Below are 19,252 nucleotides of genomic sequence, written 5' to 3' on the forward strand. Positions count from 1 at the left end.
AAGATGCTGGTTTTGTCCTGGGTAATGATCTTATTACAAGAGTTTGCACCCTGATTTCCAGATACATCACCGCAGATACTTCCGATCACCGCAGAGGTGTTCCCGAATTTCTGGTTGAAGATCTCAAGAGAAATATATACCCCTGCCAGCGAGAGGATGTTAAATAACACACCATACCAGCTTAGTGTTAACACGGAATAGAGCGCTATCAAGGCCAAAATTATATACAAAATTGGTTTGTAGCCGGTAAACGATCTTACGGAAGCCGGATCTTTTTCGAACAGCAACACAAAATCCGTAGATTTTTTATGAAGGTCTTCTTTGCTTATCGTTTGTGCTTTATCAGAATAGATGGAATACTGGCCTCCCGATTTTTTTACCAAAGAAAAATTATTGTCAACAATAGCGATAAATTCTTCCGGAAGCTCATCCCAATATTCTTTATCCAGCTCATAGGCATCATTCCTGACCCCCATAAAATTAAGCGTGTCGCTAAATGCCAGGGCTGACGGATAATTCGGATGGGAATTGAACTGAAAATAGAATTCTTTTCTGTCAGTTTTAAAATAATGTATTAATTTATCTAAATTCATATCTCGTCGGAACTTTTGTTTATATCAGTTGATTATGTGTTATGGTAAGTAATTTGATCTAATTTTTTAATATTGATTTAAAACATTTTCAAACTGCGGATCATTTGCTCCGGGAGCATCGATATTAGATAATTCACCATTGGAATTGATGATAATATGACGGGGAATTGTACCAAGGTTTATTTCTTTAATGAATTTTGCAGAGTCTTCATTCAACAAAAGATAAGTGTCGGCATAATTTTGTAAAATTTTAGAATTAGCTCTCATCCACTGATTTTCATTTTTATCCGTTGATATATATATAAATTTAATCTTCGTGTATTTTTTCGAAGCTATCATTGACTTTGGCATTTCCAGCCTGCAAGGAGCACACCAGCTCGCCCAAAAATCGATATAAACTGTATTTCCTTTATACTTGGCTACAAGCTCCTGTAAGGTAAATTTGTTACCTTCAGAATCTTTTAATAAAGTATCTTCATTCGTTGTGACAGAATTTTGTTCTGAGTTTTTAAAGACAATTTGTTCTGCTCTTCTGACAAAATTCTCATTTTGCGAAAAGCTTTTAAAATCAATATAAAATCTGTTCAACAAATCTTTATTTCTTCCTGCACGCAGCAATTGAAGGATAAGGATATCTCTATTTTTAACGGAAAAATCAGTTTTTATTGCTTTAAATAAACCTTCTGCAAACTTTGCTCTGTCATTTCTTTCAGAAGCAGGCACTACGGTTTTATGATAATCAATAATGATTTCAAAAAGAAGGGAAAGTGTCTCAGCCTGTATTTTTTCTGTCTTAAAGAAGTTTAAAATCTCGCTATACTTTTCTCCCAAAAGATGGCTGTTGCCAAGAGCTTTGATATCCCAGTAGTCTAGTCGTAATTTTGTGAATCTGTATTGATTTAAAAATGTATTGGTGTAAATCTTATCAAGGGTATTTTTTTCTTCATATTGATTTATAAAATCCGCTCTTACCTGATAAAGCTTGTCATTAAGCTCCAGCACCTTTGTTAAATCCTTTTGTTTAGTTGCTATGCCTTTATCTGCAATAATTCCATCAAATGGCTTTTGTGTTTTTACATAGGCGTAATACTCGTTATAAAGATTTAGTCCGCCAAGGTTTTCTTTTTGTGAGAGTGGTTTAAAGATAAATTTACCGTTCAGATATGATATTTCTATATGGTCTCCTTTTTGAAGATAGACTCCTGAATCATTCATTAAATCCTTCGCTACGTGAATGTAAGAAAGCCCATCATTAACTGGAACTTTTATAGTGTGACCATCCTCAAGCTTATCTAAAAGTTCCGATTCTAAGAACTCATTGCTGATTCTCAATCCCAGATAGTCTCCTTTATTCAAATTGATTTTTATAAAAGCACTGTCATTTTTTAATTTATTGTCATTTTCTACAGTAGACTTTATATCATTATTTTTTGAGCTGCATGAAATAAAAGAGAAGATAAGAGATAAAATAAGCAGATGTTTCATAAATAGATTGTTATAAAATTGTGGACTGAAAAATAATTAAAATTCAGTCCACAAAAAATTTTTTAATATAAATCCTGTAATCTTTCGTACTTCTTACAAGAATCACAACAATAAGTAACGCTGTTGGCACCGTACTGGTTTATTTCACCATTTTGTAGGTTACTGCTTAAGTAAGCCTGACCCTGCTGTGCTTGGCTCATTGTCATTCCGCCTGTATATGGAATTAATCCTGCAGAACCATCAGAATAGTGGGCAACAAGAGCACAAGTTCCTGCTCCTGCAACATTTTTCATTTCATGTCTCGAAAGTTTTCTTAAATTTTTCATTGTTTAGTAATTAAAATTAAAAAATAAATTTTGTCATATAATCCCTGACATGGGTGTTTTGCTGATCAGCCTGTTATCTTTATTCCTTTTGTACTGTACACATACAAAAAATAAAGATCTCTTTTTTGTTGTTGCAAAGTTGAAGTGGTGTAACAGAAATTGCAAATTAGGCTCCTCGAAATTGATCAATTTCGGATCGGTAGAATGCTGTTTTGGTAAAAATCCTGCTATCTAAAAGTTTTTTAAAGTATTTAATTGATAAAATTTGAAAAGATGTATTTTTGCAGTTCATAATTCACAATGGTTAGATTTTATTATATCTTTTTAATTTTTAGCTTTCAGAGCTTCTTTTCGCAGAGTATAAATCATTTTCATATCCCGGACTCCTTAAAGACAAAAAACTATGAGCAGCTAAAAAAATCATATGATAAAGTTTTCAGAATAGATAATGACAAGGCTGAGCTGTATGCAAACGTCATTTTATTAAAAAGTAAGCAGGAAAATAATAAGCCTTATATATATGAAGGATATTATAAAATTGCCCACACCAAAGGCCTTAAATCTGAGAACGGGCATGTTTTTGCTGATTCTTTGATACACCTCACCAAAGATCTCAATGACAAAGATTACCCGGCAAAAGCATACATTATTAAAGGGATTCTGTACAACTACGAATGGGAATATGCAAAAGCTTTAGATCAGTATATTCTCGCTCAGAAACTTTCTAAGAATAAAAACAACGATCAGTTTTATTATCTGAAGAAATTAATAGGGATTTTAAAAACGGCTACTGAAGAGAACGAAGAAGCTTTGCCTCTTTTCCATGAGTACTATATTTATCAGAAAAACAAACTTCAATCTGGGGACAAGGATGTTAAAAGCTACATAGGATCCATATTCTCTTTGGCGAACTGCTATAATAAAAACAAAGAATACAAGAAAGCATTATCCTACATTAATCTTGGAATTGCTGAGTGCAGACGCTTCAATGATTATACACACTATCCGTATTTTATCTCAGGAACCGGTATTGCTAATTATTATCTGAAAAATTATTCAAAGGCTGAAGAAAATCATCTTAAAGCTGAAAAAAGCTTTAGCAAGAACAATGATTACGGAAATCTTGCTATCACCTATTATTTTCTTGGTAAAATAAATTATGATATAAAAAAGGAAGAAAAAGCAGTAAAATATTTTATAAAAGCAGATTCAGTACTTGCATTTTCAAAAGAGTTTTATCCTATCACAAGAGATGGATATGAGATATTAATTGATTATTATAAAAAAACTGGTGATAAGGAAAACCAGCTCAAATATATTGACAAACTTTTTTTCGCAGATGATTTCATCAACAAAAGCAAACAATATCTATCAAAAGAAATCTATAAAAAGTACGATACTCCTATTCTTTTAGAACAAAAGGAAGAGCTCATCAACGATCTCAACAATAAAACCTCCGCCCTCTACATAGGATTACTTTTCGGTATATTCATCATTTTTATCTTACTATTTTTATTCTTCAAAAACAGAAATAAGATCAAAGCCTATCAAAAGCAGGCTGAAATTTTACTGGCAAAACCAAAGGGTCATTATTCTGAGGAAATGAAAACCGAAGAGTTGGCTATACTGCATACGATGAAACCTGAAGAAGAAAAAGTGAAAAATGGAATTCCTGCCGGTATACTGCAGGATATACAGACAAAACTTGATGAATTCGAAATACGAAAAGGATTCTTAAAAAAGAACATTACAGTAGAAAGTCTGGCCAAAGAGCTTGAAACCAATCGCGACTATCTTTCTAAATCGGTGAACGAACTGAAAGGTAAAAATTTCTCCCAATATCTGAATGAATTACGCATCCATTATATCATACCGGAATTACAGGCCAATGAGCGACTGAGAAAGTATACTATTTCGGCAATAGCTGAAGAAATAGGCTTCAATACTTCAGAATCTTTTTCAAATGCATTTAAAAAAATTACCGGTACCCTTCCCTCTTATTATATCAAAATCATAAATGAAAAGAAGAATACAAATACCTGACTATCAATCTAAACAATTTAAAAAGAATACGATATTTATCAATTTCGACAATGAAATTTATGATAATTTCAAAAATTAGAAGTTTATTTGCGGCGCAATTAAAATCTTATAAAACAATGAACAAACAACAAGAAATCGGAAAAAAGCTTTCTCTCAAGAAGATACAGATTACCAGATTAAATGTCATCAGAGGAGGCGATAATGGTGATGTTGATACAAAAACAAATGGCGATACTACCGCGACCAGCAACAAATGCCCTACAAAAAACATCTCACAACTACCACCTGTCGTCATTTTAGATGGTGATAACGGAAGCAGCGGAAGCGATGGCGCAACTAAAACACGTCCCAAATAATTTGAAATGAATATCATTATTGATTAAATGAAAAGAAAAAAAAGATTTTTAAGCTTTTTATTTTTACTGGCTTTATCATTTTGTTTTTCGCAAAAGCTGTATTTTAAGAAAATAGAACTCGAAAATCCAGCATTTGAAAGCAAGCTCCTGTTACTCAACAAGGAGCTTATTGCCAATTATAAGCAATCAGATTCGCTTAAATATTTCGACAATTACGTGAGATTTCTCATTGTTGACAAAAAGTATGATGAAGCTTTAAAAATAATCAAACAAATCCGTAACATTTATAAAAAATCATATCCCGAATATTCATTAATCGCAGGAATTCAATTTGAAATGTATGCTTTAGCTAAAAAAGCGCAAACTACAAAAGAGGATTTCACATCTAAATATACCCAAATATTTGAAAAAAAATACACTGAACTTCCACTTATATCAAAAATGTTTGTTCCAGATTCTTTTAAATATAAAGACGGATTTAATAAAAATGAAGTCGAGAGAATTTTAAAAGAAGGTATTGTTGACGACAGCATATCGATTAAAGATGCCATGATGCTGAGCCGGCATTATAATTACTATAAACTTGTGGAAGAAACCTTTCCCATTGCTTTACCGTTATTGAAAAAACTGGAAAATAATGATTTTACTATTGCAGATAGTATTGTTATAAAAACAAAAAAAGGCAATGAAATCAGCCTTCATTATGTAAGATCAAAAAAAATAGAACAGCCACTTCCGAGTATTCTACAGTTTACGACATATTTGCGTAAAACACAATATCACCTGAATACGGCAAAAATAAATGCCGAAAGAGGCTACAATATTGTTATCGCTTATAGCAGGGGAATATATTTAAGCAGCAGTCAGCTATCTCCCTTTGAGTTTGAAATTGAAGATGTAAACGAGGTAATAGACTGGATCGTAAAGCAATCCTGGAGCAATGGCAAAGTAGGTATGATCGGGGGAAGTTATGACGGATTCAGCCAATGGGCAGCGTCCAAAAATCTACATCCTTCTCTTAAAACAATCATTCCTTCCGCGTCTGTAGGCTTTGGAATTGATTTTCCGATGTACAACAATTGTTTCAGCCCTTACATGCTAAGATGGCTGGCCTTTGCCAAAAAAAATACAGATAGTGATACCTTTAATGATGAAAAAAAGTGGATTTCAATATACAATACATACTATAAAAGCGGAGTAGCATTTAATAGACTGGACAGCATATATGGCCAGAAAAATTCTGTTTTTCAGAAATGGCTGAAACATCCGTCTTTTGATAAATATTGGCAATCTAAAATTCCTCATAAAAGAGATTATTCTAAAATTAACATTCCTGTTCTTACATTTACGGGATATTATGATGCAGACCAAAGAGGTGCCCTGTATTATTATAATGAACATCTAAAACATAATAAAAAAGCCAACCATTACCTTGTAATAGGACCCTACAGCCACAGCGGGGTAGTCTCTGGCGTAGACGAAGAATACAAAGGGTACAAAATAGACTCAGTAGCCAACATTAATATAGAAAACATCTCTTATCAGTGGTTTGATTTTATTTTAAAGGGAAAGAAAAAACCTGAGTTTTTGAAAAATAAAGTAAACTATCAGATCATGGGTTCCAATCAGTGGAAAAGCGCCGAAAATATTGATAAGATCAGTAATCAAAGACTGAAATTATTTTTAAATGAGTCAAAATTACAAACCGTTAAACCCAAGAAAAATTATATTTTACAAAAAATAGATTTTTCAAAAAGAGAAGATACACTGACAAATTTTGACAGTGAAAAAGTACTCGACAGCATTATTTTTGCCGGCGACTTGAAAGATAAGTTTGTTTTTGAAAGTGAGATCTTTAATACTCCGTTTGAAATAAACGGAAGCTTTACCGGAACTTTAAAAGCTGCCATCAACAAAAAAGATATGGATATTACCATGACGATGTATGAAAAGCTCTCCAATGGCCAATACTTTAAACTTTCACACGAATATTTTGCCAGGGCAAGCTATGCAAAGGACAATACCAGAAGAAAATTATTGAAACCTGATACCATAGAGAAAATTCCTGTTCATAATACATTTTTTACCAGTCGGAAAATAAATAGAGGAAGTAAACTCATTGTCATCTTGGGAGTAAGAAAAAACCCTGATGTACAAATCAACTATGGTACCGGGAAAGACGTTAGTGAAGAGACGATAAAAGATGCAAAAAAACCACTCGAAGTAAAATGGTACAATGACAGTTATATAGAAATACCTGTTTTTAAAGAAAAATAATAATGTCTCAGTTTCCCTATATTTTTTTTAATGAGTTTGTATTTCGTAGTCCCACTTTTTCACATCAAAATTTTGTACGAAAACTAACCGGTCCTCACTTATCGGATCAGGATTTTAATAACGTCTGCAGTGATTCTGCTTTTCAGGAAGCAATACATCTTGCCTCTCCCGATCTTTATAACGAGCTGACACAATATCTCTGCGCATCCCGAAAGGTTCATTCCAATCAAAGGTTCAGGAATTCTATTATAAAATATTACAGCAGGATGAGTTCCAGATGTACTCCATTTGGGTTATTTGCTGCTGTCGGAATAGGTAAATTCACCACTGACCAATATCAGCCTTCCTTGCAAAATACAATAATAAGAGATACGAAGCTTGATATGCTTTTTTTAGCCTCGCTAGCCAAAACTTTAGAAAGCAACAAAAAGATCAAAGAAAAACTTTTATATTTTCCAAATAACAGTATTTATAAAGTCGGAAAGAGAATAAGATATGTAGAATACAATTTTGTCAATAATAAAAGAGAATACATCATCTCCTCCGCCGAACTCACCGGAGAATTATCGGCAATAATACATTTTTCCAAAAATGGAAGAACAATTAAAGAGATATCGGATTTCCTGATGGAGCCAGAAATATCATACGACGAAGCCAGGCAATTCGTTGATGAGCTGATCGAAAACCAGGTTTTGGTCAGCATACTGGAACCCAATGTTTCCGGAAAAGATTATCTTGACAGCATTATTTCTATACTAAAATCAGTAGAAGCAAAAGAAGAACTTCATATACTTCTGGAAATAAAGAATAAACTTAATGATGTTGACCAAAACACAGGAAATACCAAGCAAACCTATGAAGTCATTGAGAATTTAATTAAAACCTTAGTCAAAGATTATGACAAGAAGTATCTTTTCCAGACGGATTCTTATCTTGACGGTGATTTTTCTCTGCAAGAAAACCATCAAAAGGATATCGAAAGAGGAATACGTTTTTTAAATAAGATCACAGCAAAAAATCGTGAGATTTACTTAGATATTTTCAAAAAACAATTTTCAGAGCGGTTTGGCACCCGTGAGATGCCCCTCTCATATATCATGGATACCGAAATAGGCATCGGTTACGGACCGCAAACATCACAAGGTATCCATGAGTATTTAGATGATATTAATATATTTTCAAAAAAGAAAAAAGATCAGAATTTCCATTGCATTTTAAGTCCTTTTCAAATGCTACTTAATGAGAAGGTACAAGATGCAATGCGAAACAATCATTTTACAATAAATATTTCAGACCAAGATCTTGATGAATTGAATGACAACTGGCACGATCTACCACCAACGATATCAGTAATGGCAGAATATCTTTCCATCGAAAATTGCCGGAAGTTATTTATAAGCAGCTGTGGAGGAAGTAGTGCTACTCAGCTTTTAGGACGATTTTGTTCAGAAAAATCAAAAGTGCATCATTTTACAAAAGAAATTGCCGATAAAGAAGAAGAATTACAAAACAACCATCTTGTAGCGGAAATCATTCATTTACCCGAATCAAGGGTTGGGAATGTAATCCGGAGGCCCCATTTGCGAAATTACGAAATACCTTATCTGGCTCAATCTGTTTTACCCGAATCACAACAAATCCCAATAGAAGACTTATTGGTTTCAGTAAAAGATGATAAGGTTATTTTGCGATCCAAAAAGCTTAATAGAGAGGTAATGCCTTATCTAAGTAATGCCCATAATTATGAGAACAACACACTGCCGCTTTATAACTTCATTTGTGATTTGCAAGCCCAAGGATGCAGGAAGGCATTGTATTTTGACTGGGGAGGATTAAATACTTTATATAAATTCTTACCCAGAGTTGAATACGAAAATATAATCGTATCAAAAGCTAAATGGAAGATCACACATAAAGATAGTCATCCAATGGAACACCTGATGGATAATGCCGGTAAATTATTAGCAGAATTCGGATCCTGGAGAAGTTCACACCAAATTCCTCAGTGGGTGCAATGGGTGAAATCTGATCATATTTTACCATTCAACCTTGAAAATTATGATATGGTAAAGCTTTTCTTAACCACTGTCAAAAGTGAAAAATCAATACAGATTGAAGAGTATTTATATGATCGGAACGATGAATTCAAGAGAGAATTTATCTTTGCGCTTCACCGAAAAAAATAAGACACCATGAATAAAAGAATATTTACCCCTGGAAGTGAATGGCTCTATTTTAAAATTTATACAGGTATAAAAACAGCAGATTTAGTCTTAATAGACGCGATAAAACCCTTAGTCGAAGATTTAATGGAGAAAAAGTTTATCCTGAAATGGTTTTTCATACGGTATCAGGATCCTAAAACTCATTTAAGGATTCGCTTAAGAGTTTCTGAATCAAAATATTATACAGAAATACTTAACCAAATCAATATTTTATTACAGCCATTTACGGACAGTGGAGAAATATCAAATTTGGTGATCGATTCTTATCAAAGGGAAGTCGAAAGATATGGATACAGGACGATTGAAGAAGCAGAAACATTATTTCATATCAATAGCGAGTTTGTTTTGAATTTTCTTGATTATAATGATGAAGAAAAAATCATTACGAATATTTACTTTATAGATCAGATTCTCAATTTAATAGATCTTAATATTTTAAAAAAGTCAGAATGGATCAATGAGTTTAATACCGGATTCAAAATAGAATTTTATGCCGATAAAAATCTGAACCGGCAGTTGGATAAGAAGTACAGAATCATTAAGCAAAAGCTTTCGGGCTTTTTATGTAATGACGAATATCTTAAAGAAAGGAACGAAATTTCTGTTTATATTCAAAGGATGAAAAGTCCGCTAGCAATTATTACGGATCTACAAAAAAATATTTCTGAAGACCAAAAACGGTCTTTTTTTCAAAGCCTGTTTCACATGAATATAAACAGGCATTACATTTCTAGTCAGCGTGTATTTGAAATGATTATCTATGATTATATGGTGAGATATTACAAAACCCTGTTATTTAAAAGTTATTCAACAGAAAAGCTGATATGATCGTTCACTCAAAATTCAAATCGTTCCTGAAGCCATTCTTTTGGTTTTGAAATGAAAAAGGCTGCCATATAAATGGCAGCCCTTCATTAGAAGTTATTATAATTTATTTTGCTTTAAAATACACTCTTCTATTAGCTCGGTTTTTCCATTCAGGACATTTTGAAGCCGGGTCGCACTCAGGGTATTTAAGGTCTCTTTTACCATTACCCATAGCATCAAGCTTACCAGACTGTACTCCGTTCTGAATAAGATAGTTTTTTACGTTCGTTGCTCTTTTCTCAGATAATTTCTGGTTGTAAGCATCCGTTCCTCTTGTATCGGTAGCTCCTACAACAGTGTACGAACCGTCTGATGAATTGATGTAGCTTACCGCATTATTTAAGATTGGCGTATTTGAAGGCAAGATTCTGTCTGAATTAAGATCGAACTCAATTCCTTCAAGTTTTGTTTCTGTTTCAGCAACAGCTCCCTGGCCTTGCGCCTGGTCAGGACATCCGTTGTTCTCAACGCTTCCCGGAACGGTTACACATTTATCGTAAAGATCGATTACGCCGTCTAAATCAACATCTAAGGCTACACCAGATCCGTCAACTCTTGCTCCTGCAGGAGTATCAAGCTGTCTGTCCCAATCGTCGCAAACGCCGTCATTATCAGCATCTCCGTTTTTACAAACTACAAGATCCGTGATTTTTGATTCTAATACATTTATCTTGTAATAAGCTTCCTGTAAAGGATCATGCCACATCAAATGAGATTCATGTTTTCCTAAGTTTACAGTAAGACCTAAAGTAGTATTGATGAAGTTATCGGAACTCTTATTGTTTCTCCTGTTGATGACACTATTGTTATTACCTCCACCATCAAAGGTATCATCGGTAGTTACCACATACATTACTCTTCCTTCAAGATCTAATCGGTTGCTGATCTTATATTTTAAACCGGCTCCCGCCTGACCGAATAAAGATCCGAACTTAAATGGTTTAACCTCCTTGGTCATTCTTTGCCCGGTTTCATCTTTAAGATAAGCTCTGTATGCTAAAGTACCGATACCTGCATATCCGTGTAACGCCCATCTGAATGGCGACTTATTGTCAACTCTTCTTAGTAAGTTTGAGAAATTGATATCTCCTAAAATAGAGATCGCATCGTATTGTGTTCTTGCTCCGTATTGCATATTAGCCGAAGCATTTGCAGGTGCCGCATCTTTTGTATTGAAATATCCCTGTCTTGTTTCACCACGGTCGTATTGTAATTTTAAACCGAATGCATGAGTAATTGCTTTATCAACACTTACATAAGCTGAATAACCAAACAGATCTTTTCCAGCATTTTTACTGGTTTTAATAGAAATAAGATCCGCGCTCTGCATTAAAGGAACACCAGCACCGAATGAAATTGACCAGTCATTGAATCTTTTTGAAGAATTTGTGAATGGCTGTACATCGGCAGATCCTGAAGAAAAGGTATTAGGATATTGCGTATTGTTCATCACCTGAAGCGAATCCTGGGCAAAAAGGCATGTGGGTAATGCGATTGCCAACGATAAGATTGATAGTTTTGATTTCATATTCTTTTTTTTAATGTTTCTTTAAGAGAAGCTGTTAATTATTTTTCAAAAAAGATTTGATTTTAATGTTTCAGCTTGTGCTCATCATTATTCAATTATTATACCATTCATCGGTTTAAGGGCCATTTATAAGGGGTAAGTAAGCTGTTGAAAGGTCGGAAATTTTAAAAGTATGGTACCTAAATTGGTTTGCATATCAGTGATTTATACAAATATTATGCAATACATATTAATTTTTTCGACATTTAAATCTAAATGCTTTTTAAGCTTAAAATTAAACTACCAAAGACGATTATTACAGTATTTGATTCTCTAAAGTAAAAACAAAAGTTTAAAAAATACTTTTCTAAGGATTAGGTAAACAGTAGATCACTTTAACAATTATTGAACGGTCTAATATTAATTTCTGTTAAAATTAAAGTTCATGATTATTTAATCTGCATAATAAATGTTTATGATTTCAAAAATGAATGAATTGATTATAAATATGCCATTACTCAATATCCCTCACATATATGCATTGAATAGGTTTGCGAGAAATAGAAGTGGATTTTTTTTTTTACATTTGCTCAGAGGAAATATAAAAATTGTTTTTTCGTTTGTATTTACAGACCATCAAATTTAAAAAAGCATTAAAATCGCCTTATGAGAAAAATAATTCTACTATTTACATGTTTGTTAGGGATCTCGGCCTTCTCACAAATTAAAGTGCTGAAAAATGAAAGTGTAGTGGAAATCGGTAAAGATAATTCCGTAGGTTTATATAAAAAGGACGACAAATTTACCATCAATTACCAGGACCTTAATACCGCTAATCTCAATACATTCCGGTCTTTCTCATTCCAGAATCTCAATAAAGATGTATCGGGGTTGTATGAGCTGATCATAAACGGCTTTGTAGACCTGCCTTCCAGCAATATCATCCTTGAACTTCCCAATGACATTGTTGAACTTCATTTTGAGAGAAACTTCGGACAGCCTACGGTTCAGTTTATCCAGTACATCAACAAAAACAGAAAATATGTAGGAAAATCCCAGTTTCTCAACAAAAAGCAGGTGGATAAAATCTTCGGAAGAACAAACGGAAAGATGTCACAGTACGAAAAACCTGAAGTCACGAATAATGGTAATGCATCGTCCAAAACTTCCAATTCGGAAAGAAAAGCAAAGAAATAATCAATTATAAAAAATATTAACCGGGCTCATTCAACGAATGAGCTTTTTTATTTTTATTTTTGCAAAAAGATCATTCATAATTATGTCTCTTCAAATAAACAATTTAACCAAAAAATTCGGTGAACAGACTGCACTGAACAACATCAACATCTCCATCGATAAAAACGAAATCATCGGACTTCTTGGCCCCAATGGTGCCGGAAAATCTACCTTAATGAAATCAATCGTGGGAGCCTTAAAAATTGATGAAGGAGAAATAATTTTCAATGGTAAAAACATTACCGAAGCAGAAATAGAAAGCAAAAAGAATATAGGTTTCCTGCCGGAAAACAACCCGCTTTACCTTGAGATGTTTGTAAAAGAATACCTTCATTTCGTTGCCGATATTCACAAAATCCCGGCATCCAGAGTAGATGAAGTAATAGAACTCGTAGGGATAACTCCTGAAAAATCAAAAAAGATAGGGCAACTTTCTAAAGGATATAAACAAAGAGTCGGACTTGCCCAAGCCATCATTCACCAACCGGATCTGCTGATTCTGGATGAACCCACCAACGGTCTGGATCCTAATCAGATTATTGAAATCAGAAATGTGGTGAAGGAAATCGGTCAGCAGAAAACGGTATTGCTTTCCACCCACATCATGCAGGAAGTGGAAGCACTCTGCTCACGCGTGATTCTTATTCATAAAGGAAATATTCTTCAGGATTGCCCTATCGGAGAGTTCAAAGGCAAATTCGAAAATCTTGAAAAGGCATTTGCTTTTTATACCCAGTCGGAACCCGCTGAAACGGATCTTTAATTGGCTTTAAATTTGATGCACATTTCAAACCAACCACAAACATTATCATAATGATTAAAAAGATTCTAGTGGCAGCAGTCTGTATGGCGAACATCAGCATGATCTGTGCTAACAGTACCCATGACGTAAAGCACCATGAAGGCCCTAAAGCCGAAATTACACAACAGGTTCCGAAATCAGTCATTATCAAAACGCAAAAGTTTAAAATAAGGATTGATAAACAGCCCAACGGCAATTACCTTTACCAATCTTGGCCGGCAAAAGGTAAGATCACCTCAAAACCGAGTATGATCATCAGCGACGGAGAGCTTATTCAGGACGGATCCGGCGGGAATTATTATTTTGAGTTCCACAATGAAGGATATACCTATAAAGTCTGGAGAAATTATCTTACCGACTCTCCGAAGAAAGCCCCCTATACCCTTACCGTAGAAGACCAGGACGGAAAAACAGTGGTGAATCAGGACGGAATCGTCGTAAAAAATTAATAAAAAAACTCTCATTTAAAGTGAGAGTTTTTTTATGCACCGGATTGTCTGGCAAGGTAAAAGCTGCTTTCATCAAAACTTTCTTTTGCCGCTTCATATCCGATCTGGAATATTTTTTCCAAACGGTCTTTTCTTCTTTCAAAAGTCCCGTAGGTAGAAAGTTCCTGAGAAGAAATAAACCAATCGCAATACTCGAATTTTATTTTCTCTATTCTGTATGAAAGTAAATCGTAGGATCTGGAAACAATGGATTTGATGGATTTGAGGTCATCGATTTTAATATCATGTGGCGGAGAAACAAAAACTCCGATAAGTTTATCACACTCATCCCTGATGATATCGGCCGGAAAGTTATTCAGCACGCCTCCATCGCAATACATTTCATCATTAATGATATAAGGTGTCGTGATTCCCGGTATCGAACAGGAAGCAATAATGGCATCCACTACTTTAAAATCCTGATCAAAAATCTTCTCCGTTCCGTTTACCAGTTCAGTGGCAACAATTTTCACTTCTTTATCCAGATCACTCAGCTTCATATCTCCGAAAATCGGATTGAGATAATTCCTGAAAATCACAGAAGAAACCAATCCCGGCTGATTGAAGGCGAAGTGTTTCCAATTGAAAAAATACACTGAATTAAAGAATTCCAGGATGTCTTCAGGAGATTTTCCTACGGCATACATCGAACCCACAATGGAACCTGCACTGCAACAGGACAGCACATCGATTTCAATATCTTTTTCCTTCAGAAATTTTAAAACTCCGGCGTGTGCGATCCCCTTTGTACCGCCGCCTGATAAAACAAGTCCGATTTTCTCAAAATTCATTGAATAAATGTAAGAAAATACCACAAATTAGAATGTCTGTTTTTACTAAATTTTTGTTAAATAGCAATGAACCAGGAGGTGATTTACTAAATAAATTATCATAAAAGAAGCCCGGCAGTACCGGGCTCTTGTAATTTATGATCGTCTTAGTTATTAATATATTTCTCGAAAACCTTTGAAAAATCTTTCTGGATATACTTATCAAAACTGGTGGTATTCCAGGCGAAAATATATTCATTAATCGTTCTTAATTCCTGGCTTTTTGAAACATTCTCCTGCTTTCCGGATGCGACGGTCGTGATCGCCTTCTGCAAACTGTCATTTGAAAAATTAAGCAGCGACTGGTTGTGATGCACTACCTGCTGAATGGCCAGAAGTGCTTTGTAGAGATCTTTCAGCTGATCGATCTGGCTTTTCGTCACGCTGATCATCAACGGGACATTGCCGATATTGAAGGAAATTTCAACATCCAGATCGATGGTTCCTGCCGTCTGCAAAGCAATATTTGAAAAAGGGAACTGATAATATTCGTATCTTCTCAATACTCTTTTTTTATCAAGGGCGCTCGCACCGTCAATATGAATCAATGCCCGGTTGGTGAAACAGTATTCGTCTCTTTTTGATTTGATGAGGAAGAAAATCTTTTCGTGGTCTTCCGATAAGATATAATCATCAGAATCTACTTTATCGTAATCCTGAGAAGGAATGATTTTACCGATATCTCCTAATCCTAAAGCTTCTGCAGCTAATTTTTTGAACATAATTTATTTTTATTTGTTTGTATTTTGTTAACTGAATAAAATTAAGAAAATAAGTGATAAAAAGAAAAACCGTTTATGAAAAAGAAAAACCACAGACAAAATCTGTGGTTTAAACTATCTAAAACGTCTGCCGTTTATTAAATATGAATCACTTCACCATAAGCCGCGGCTGCAGCTTCCATAATGGCTTCTGATACCGTTGGGTGCGGGTGAATTGATTTAATGATCTCGTGACCGGTAGTTTCCAGTTTTCTCGCAACAACGGCTTCTGCAACCATATCGGTAACGCCTTCACCAATCATATGACATCCTAGCCACTCGCCATATTTAGCGTCGAAAATTACTTTGATGAAACCATCAGTATTTCCATTGGCTGTAGCTTTTCCACTGGCAGAAAGAGGGAATTTTCCCACTTTGATTTCGTATCCTTTTTCCTTAGCCTGTTTTTCGGTAAGACCTACGGAAGCTACTTCTGGGTGGCAGTATGTACATCCCGGAATATTGCCGTAATCGATTTTCTCAACATGCATCCCCTTGATTTTTTCCACACAGGTAATTCCTTCAGCTGAAGCAACGTGCGCCAGAGCCTGAGTCGGAATAAGATCCCCGATCGCGTAATATCCGGGAACTGACGTTTCGTACCATTCGTTTACCAAAACTCTTCCTTTATCGGTCTGGATTCCTACTTCTTCAAGACCGATGTTCTCGATATTGGCGGCGATACCTACCGCAGACAATAATATATCAGCTTCCAGAGTGATGTTTCCTTTTGCAGTTTTTACGGTAGCTTTTACGCCTTCACCGCTGGTATCCACACTTTCTACAGATGCGTTGGTCATAATCTCGATTCCTGACTTCTTCAAAGATTTCTCTAAATGTTTAGAGATTTCTTCATCTTCTACCGGAACGATGTTCGGCATGAATTCCACTACGGTAACTTTAGTTCCCATGGTGTTGTAGAAATCGGCAAACTCTACCCCAATTGCTCCGGAACCTACAACGATCATCGATTTCGGCTGCTCAGGAAGAGATAATGCCTGTCTGTATCCTATTACTTTTTTACCATCCTGAGGAAGGTTCGGCAATTCTCTTGAACGGGCACCTGTCGCGATGATAATGTGCGTTCCTGTATATTCGGTTACTTTTCCGTCCTTATCAGTAACGGAAACTTTTTTACCTTTCTGAATTTTAGCGGTTCCTAAAATAACATCGATCTTATTCTTTTTCATTAAGAACTCGATTCCTTTGCTCATTTTGTTGGCTACCCCACGGCTCCTCTGAATAACGTTTGGAAATTCAAAACTACCTTCCACTTTATTTAAGCCGTAATCTTCCGCGTGATTAATATAATGAAAAACCTGAGCAGACTTCAGCAAAGCTTTCGTAGGAATACATCCCCAGTTCAGGCAGATCCCTCCTAAGCTTTCTTTCTCGATAATTGCGGTTTTGAAACCCAATTGTGCCGCTCTGATTGCAGTAACATATCCACCGGGACCACTTCCGATGACAATAATATCGTAATTCATTAGTTTAAAATTTTTATGCGAATTTAAGGAAAAATATTGGATGTTCCGCGTTTCTTGCGGTGTAACTGAGATCTTAGGAAAAGAGTTAATCCAACAAAAAAAGAGAACGCCTGAGCATTCTCTTTTATCTGTGTTTTTGTTTTCGAAATAAAGATATTTTTATCAATAATGAATTTATCTTGCTGCTCTGAGCAGTCTTTTTTCGTTTCTGTATCTTTCATTCAGAGCTTTAAGCTGATCGTTCTTCATTTTTTTGGTCGCCAGCGGATGATTGAGGATCATTCTCTTTTCCTCATTGTACTTCTTATCAAGTTCCCTGGCCTTATCATTATAAAGCTGGCTCTTTGAAGGGTGTGGCGGAGCAGGCGGACGTCTTTGCGAAAATGCAGTTGATGATAAACCTACTATCAAAATTGCTGATATAAAAAACTTTTTCATGACATTCTATTTTTTGAATGATCTGAATCATTCCGGTTTAAATAGTTATTTACATATTTCATACCAAAAACAAATCAGCAGCTTTTACAGATTATTCACTTTTTATAGGCTACTCTCCACACCACTCCGCTTACATCGTCAGCCACTAACAGGGATCCGTCAGCAATCTGAAGAACTCCTACAGGTCTTCCATAGACATCTCCTTTGGCTTCATTGGCGATAAATCCGGTAAGAAAAGGCTGATAAGGTGCAGAAGCTTTTCCATTGGCAAAAGGTACGAATGCTACCTGATACCCGACCAGTGAAGAACGGTTCCATGATCCGTGCTGCCCTATAAAAGCACCGTTTTTATATTTCTCAGGGAACTGATTCCCGGTATAGAAGGTGAGTCCTAAAGATGCGGTGTGGCTTCCCAGCGGAACATCAGGAACAATTGTTCTGGCTACAAGATCCGGTTTTTCACCCTTTCTTCTCGGATCTTCATTTTTCCCGAAATAAGCATACGGCCAGCCATAGAAAGCATTCTGTTTTACGCTGGTAAGATAATCGGGAACCAGCTCATCGCCAAGCTCATCTCTTTCGTTGACGACAGTCCACAATTCGCCGGTAACCGGGTTCCAGCTCATGCCTACGGGATTTCTAAGACCCGCTGCGTAAACTTTCTCCCCGCTTCCGTCCGGGTTTACTTCAAGAATATTGGCCCTGCGTACCTCGTTTTCCATTCCGTTTTCTCCGACGTTACTGCCCGATCCCACGCTGATATAAATTTTAGACTGGTCTTTGTTGGCTATTAAATTCCTCGTCCAATGGTTATTGTATCCTCCGGCCGGAAGGCTTACGATCTTCTTCCCAGGGTCAGTAATTTTTGTCTGCCCTGTTTTATAGGGATAAACCCAAAGTCCATCGGTATTGGCAACGTAAAATTTATCTTTGATAATAAGCATGCCGTAAGGCTGATTGAGCTTATCCAGGAATACGGAAGACGATTCAGGAATGCCGTCTTTATTGGCATCGCGATACAGGATGATCCTGTTGGCCGATTTTCCTCCGACCTCAGCATCACTTTTTCCGCTGATGTCATTTTTTACTTTTTCAGTTGCCGAACGTTCCGAGTTGGAAAGAACGACAAAAATATCCCCGTTTTCAGCCTGAATCATATTTCTGGGACTTTTTATATTGTCGGCAAAACGGGTGACAGTAAATCCTTCCGGTGCGACAGGAGTTTTACCTTCAGGCCAGCCGATTACATTGCTGAATTTATTTTTAGAATTTTTCTCGTCGGGAGCAGGCAACTTTAAGGTATCCGTTTCTGTAACAACCACTTTTCCGGTTGCGGCACTCCCGTTTTTATTTTCTTTGCAGCTGAAAAAGATCATTGCAAAAGCAGGTAAAAGATAATTTTTCATAGATTTTAGTGATAATGGTTGATAACAGTTTTACAAAAACCGTTCCTTAAAGACAGTATACTATTTAATAACCTTATCGGTTTAAAAACTTCATCATGAAACAGATCAGACCAAAACACCTTATA

The 19,252-nt window shown here is 35.5% G+C and carries 16 protein-coding genes and 1 pseudogene; 8 read left to right on the plus strand and 9 right to left on the minus strand.

The genetic code is table 11. The features are described from left to right. From AC0N32_RS19205 to AC0N32_RS19215, 3 genes and pseudogenes are all read right to left on the minus strand, one after another. Window positions 1–593: pseudogene (locus AC0N32_RS19205) on the minus strand (ABC transporter permease); the annotation flags it as partial. 66 nt (window positions 594–659) lie between these two features. Beyond that, window positions 660–2,078 carry a TlpA family protein disulfide reductase gene (locus AC0N32_RS19210; protein ID WP_476395449.1) on the minus strand — a complete coding sequence of 473 codons (1,419 nt, stop codon included), beginning with the start codon at window positions 2,076–2,078 and terminating at the stop codon, window positions 660–662. A gap of 62 nt (window positions 2,079–2,140) precedes the next feature. Further along, window positions 2,141–2,404 (minus strand): bacteriocin-like protein, encoded by a 264-nt coding sequence (locus tag AC0N32_RS19215; RefSeq protein ID WP_476395450.1) that lies wholly within the window; start codon window positions 2,402–2,404, stop codon window positions 2,141–2,143. 300 nt (window positions 2,405–2,704) lie between these two features. On the opposite strand from AC0N32_RS19215, the gene AC0N32_RS19220 reads away from it, so the two are divergent. The 5 genes from AC0N32_RS19220 (at window position 2,705) to AC0N32_RS19240 (ending at window position 10,133) form a co-directional block, all read left to right on the plus strand. Continuing rightward, complete coding sequence (locus AC0N32_RS19220; protein WP_476395451.1) at window positions 2,705–4,447, plus strand: helix-turn-helix domain-containing protein; 1,743 nt, start codon at window positions 2,705–2,707, stop codon at window positions 4,445–4,447. A gap of 116 nt (window positions 4,448–4,563) precedes the next feature. After that, a complete protein-coding gene (locus AC0N32_RS19225; protein ID WP_476395452.1) occupies window positions 4,564–4,803 on the plus strand; it encodes a hypothetical protein in 240 nt (79 codons plus the stop codon). Between the two features lie 27 nt (window positions 4,804–4,830). Continuing rightward, window positions 4,831–7,080 (plus strand): CocE/NonD family hydrolase, encoded by a 2,250-nt coding sequence (locus tag AC0N32_RS19230; protein ID WP_476395453.1) that lies wholly within the window; start codon window positions 4,831–4,833, stop codon window positions 7,078–7,080. A gap of 2 nt (window positions 7,081–7,082) precedes the next feature. Next, the gene (locus AC0N32_RS19235; protein ID WP_476395454.1) at window positions 7,083–9,266 is read left to right on the plus strand and encodes a lantibiotic dehydratase family protein; all 2,184 of its coding nucleotides are present in this window, start codon (window positions 7,083–7,085) and stop codon (window positions 9,264–9,266) included. Between the two features lie 6 nt (window positions 9,267–9,272). Continuing rightward, complete coding sequence (locus tag AC0N32_RS19240; protein ID WP_476395455.1) at window positions 9,273–10,133, plus strand: thiopeptide-type bacteriocin biosynthesis protein; 861 nt, start codon at window positions 9,273–9,275, stop codon at window positions 10,131–10,133. A gap of 103 nt (window positions 10,134–10,236) precedes the next feature. Here AC0N32_RS19240 and AC0N32_RS19245 read toward each other — a convergent pair whose 3' ends face one another. Continuing rightward, a complete protein-coding gene (locus AC0N32_RS19245; protein ID WP_476395456.1) occupies window positions 10,237–11,700 on the minus strand; it encodes an OmpA family protein in 1,464 nt (487 codons plus the stop codon). Window positions 11,701–12,345: 645 nt separating this feature from the next. On the opposite strand from AC0N32_RS19245, the gene AC0N32_RS19250 reads away from it, so the two are divergent. The 3 genes from AC0N32_RS19250 (at window position 12,346) to AC0N32_RS19260 (ending at window position 14,166) form a co-directional block, all read left to right on the plus strand. Continuing rightward, window positions 12,346–12,876, plus strand: a complete 531-nt coding sequence (locus tag AC0N32_RS19250) for a hypothetical protein (RefSeq protein ID WP_476395457.1) — start codon at window positions 12,346–12,348, stop codon at window positions 12,874–12,876. Window positions 12,877–12,958: 82 nt separating this feature from the next. Continuing rightward, window positions 12,959–13,678: an ABC transporter ATP-binding protein gene (locus AC0N32_RS19255; protein WP_476395458.1), complete on the plus strand. Its 720-nt coding sequence runs from the start codon at window positions 12,959–12,961 to the stop codon at window positions 13,676–13,678. A gap of 50 nt (window positions 13,679–13,728) precedes the next feature. Next, window positions 13,729–14,166 (plus strand): hypothetical protein, encoded by a 438-nt coding sequence (locus AC0N32_RS19260; protein ID WP_476395459.1) that lies wholly within the window; start codon window positions 13,729–13,731, stop codon window positions 14,164–14,166. A 32-nt stretch (window positions 14,167–14,198) separates the two neighbouring features. Here AC0N32_RS19260 and AC0N32_RS19265 read toward each other — a convergent pair whose 3' ends face one another. From AC0N32_RS19265 to AC0N32_RS19285, 5 genes are all read right to left on the minus strand, one after another. Beyond that, a complete protein-coding gene (locus AC0N32_RS19265; RefSeq protein ID WP_476395460.1) occupies window positions 14,199–14,996 on the minus strand; it encodes a patatin-like phospholipase family protein in 798 nt (265 codons plus the stop codon). Window positions 14,997–15,142: 146 nt separating this feature from the next. Then, entirely contained in the window at window positions 15,143–15,757 is a 615-nt protein-coding gene (locus AC0N32_RS19270) for a PH domain-containing protein (RefSeq protein WP_476395461.1), read from the minus strand. A gap of 137 nt (window positions 15,758–15,894) precedes the next feature. Further along, window positions 15,895–17,283 (minus strand): dihydrolipoyl dehydrogenase, encoded by a 1,389-nt coding sequence (gene lpdA, locus AC0N32_RS19275; protein WP_476395462.1) that lies wholly within the window; start codon window positions 17,281–17,283, stop codon window positions 15,895–15,897. A gap of 174 nt (window positions 17,284–17,457) precedes the next feature. After that, window positions 17,458–17,721, minus strand: a complete 264-nt coding sequence (locus AC0N32_RS19280; RefSeq protein ID WP_476395463.1) for a hypothetical protein — start codon at window positions 17,719–17,721, stop codon at window positions 17,458–17,460. A gap of 95 nt (window positions 17,722–17,816) precedes the next feature. Beyond that, window positions 17,817–19,127, minus strand: a complete 1,311-nt coding sequence (locus AC0N32_RS19285; RefSeq protein WP_476395464.1) for a PQQ-dependent sugar dehydrogenase — start codon at window positions 19,125–19,127, stop codon at window positions 17,817–17,819. Between the last annotated feature and the right edge of the window lie 125 nt (window positions 19,128–19,252).

The organism is Chryseobacterium endophyticum (assembly GCF_056333165.1).

Bases quoted from the DNA above. Each gene is read 5' to 3' on its own strand.
- AC0N32_RS19210 (WP_476395449.1), bottom strand. From the start codon at position 2,078: ATGAAACATCTGCTTATTTTATCTCTTATCTTCTCTTTTATTTCATGC.
- AC0N32_RS19215 (WP_476395450.1), bottom strand. From the start codon at position 2,404: ATGAAAAATTTAAGAAAACTTTCGAGACATGAAATGAAAAATGTTGCA.
- AC0N32_RS19220 (WP_476395451.1), top strand. From the start codon at position 2,705: ATGGTTAGATTTTATTATATCTTTTTAATTTTTAGCTTTCAGAGCTTC.
- AC0N32_RS19225 (WP_476395452.1), top strand. From the start codon at position 4,564: ATGAACAAACAACAAGAAATCGGAAAAAAGCTTTCTCTCAAGAAGATA.
- AC0N32_RS19230 (WP_476395453.1), top strand. From the start codon at position 4,831: ATGAAAAGAAAAAAAAGATTTTTAAGCTTTTTATTTTTACTGGCTTTA.
- AC0N32_RS19235 (WP_476395454.1), top strand. From the start codon at position 7,083: ATGTCTCAGTTTCCCTATATTTTTTTTAATGAGTTTGTATTTCGTAGT.
- AC0N32_RS19240 (WP_476395455.1), top strand. From the start codon at position 9,273: ATGAATAAAAGAATATTTACCCCTGGAAGTGAATGGCTCTATTTTAAA.
- AC0N32_RS19245 (WP_476395456.1), bottom strand. From the start codon at position 11,700: ATGAAATCAAAACTATCAATCTTATCGTTGGCAATCGCATTACCCACA.
- AC0N32_RS19250 (WP_476395457.1), top strand. From the start codon at position 12,346: ATGAGAAAAATAATTCTACTATTTACATGTTTGTTAGGGATCTCGGCC.
- AC0N32_RS19255 (WP_476395458.1), top strand. From the start codon at position 12,959: ATGTCTCTTCAAATAAACAATTTAACCAAAAAATTCGGTGAACAGACT.
- AC0N32_RS19260 (WP_476395459.1), top strand. From the start codon at position 13,729: ATGATTAAAAAGATTCTAGTGGCAGCAGTCTGTATGGCGAACATCAGC.
- AC0N32_RS19265 (WP_476395460.1), bottom strand. From the start codon at position 14,996: ATGAATTTTGAGAAAATCGGACTTGTTTTATCAGGCGGCGGTACAAAG.
- AC0N32_RS19270 (WP_476395461.1), bottom strand. From the start codon at position 15,757: ATGTTCAAAAAATTAGCTGCAGAAGCTTTAGGATTAGGAGATATCGGT.
- lpdA (WP_476395462.1), bottom strand. From the start codon at position 17,283: ATGAATTACGATATTATTGTCATCGGAAGTGGTCCCGGTGGATATGTT.
- AC0N32_RS19280 (WP_476395463.1), bottom strand. From the start codon at position 17,721: ATGAAAAAGTTTTTTATATCAGCAATTTTGATAGTAGGTTTATCATCA.
- AC0N32_RS19285 (WP_476395464.1), bottom strand. From the start codon at position 19,127: ATGAAAAATTATCTTTTACCTGCTTTTGCAATGATCTTTTTCAGCTGC.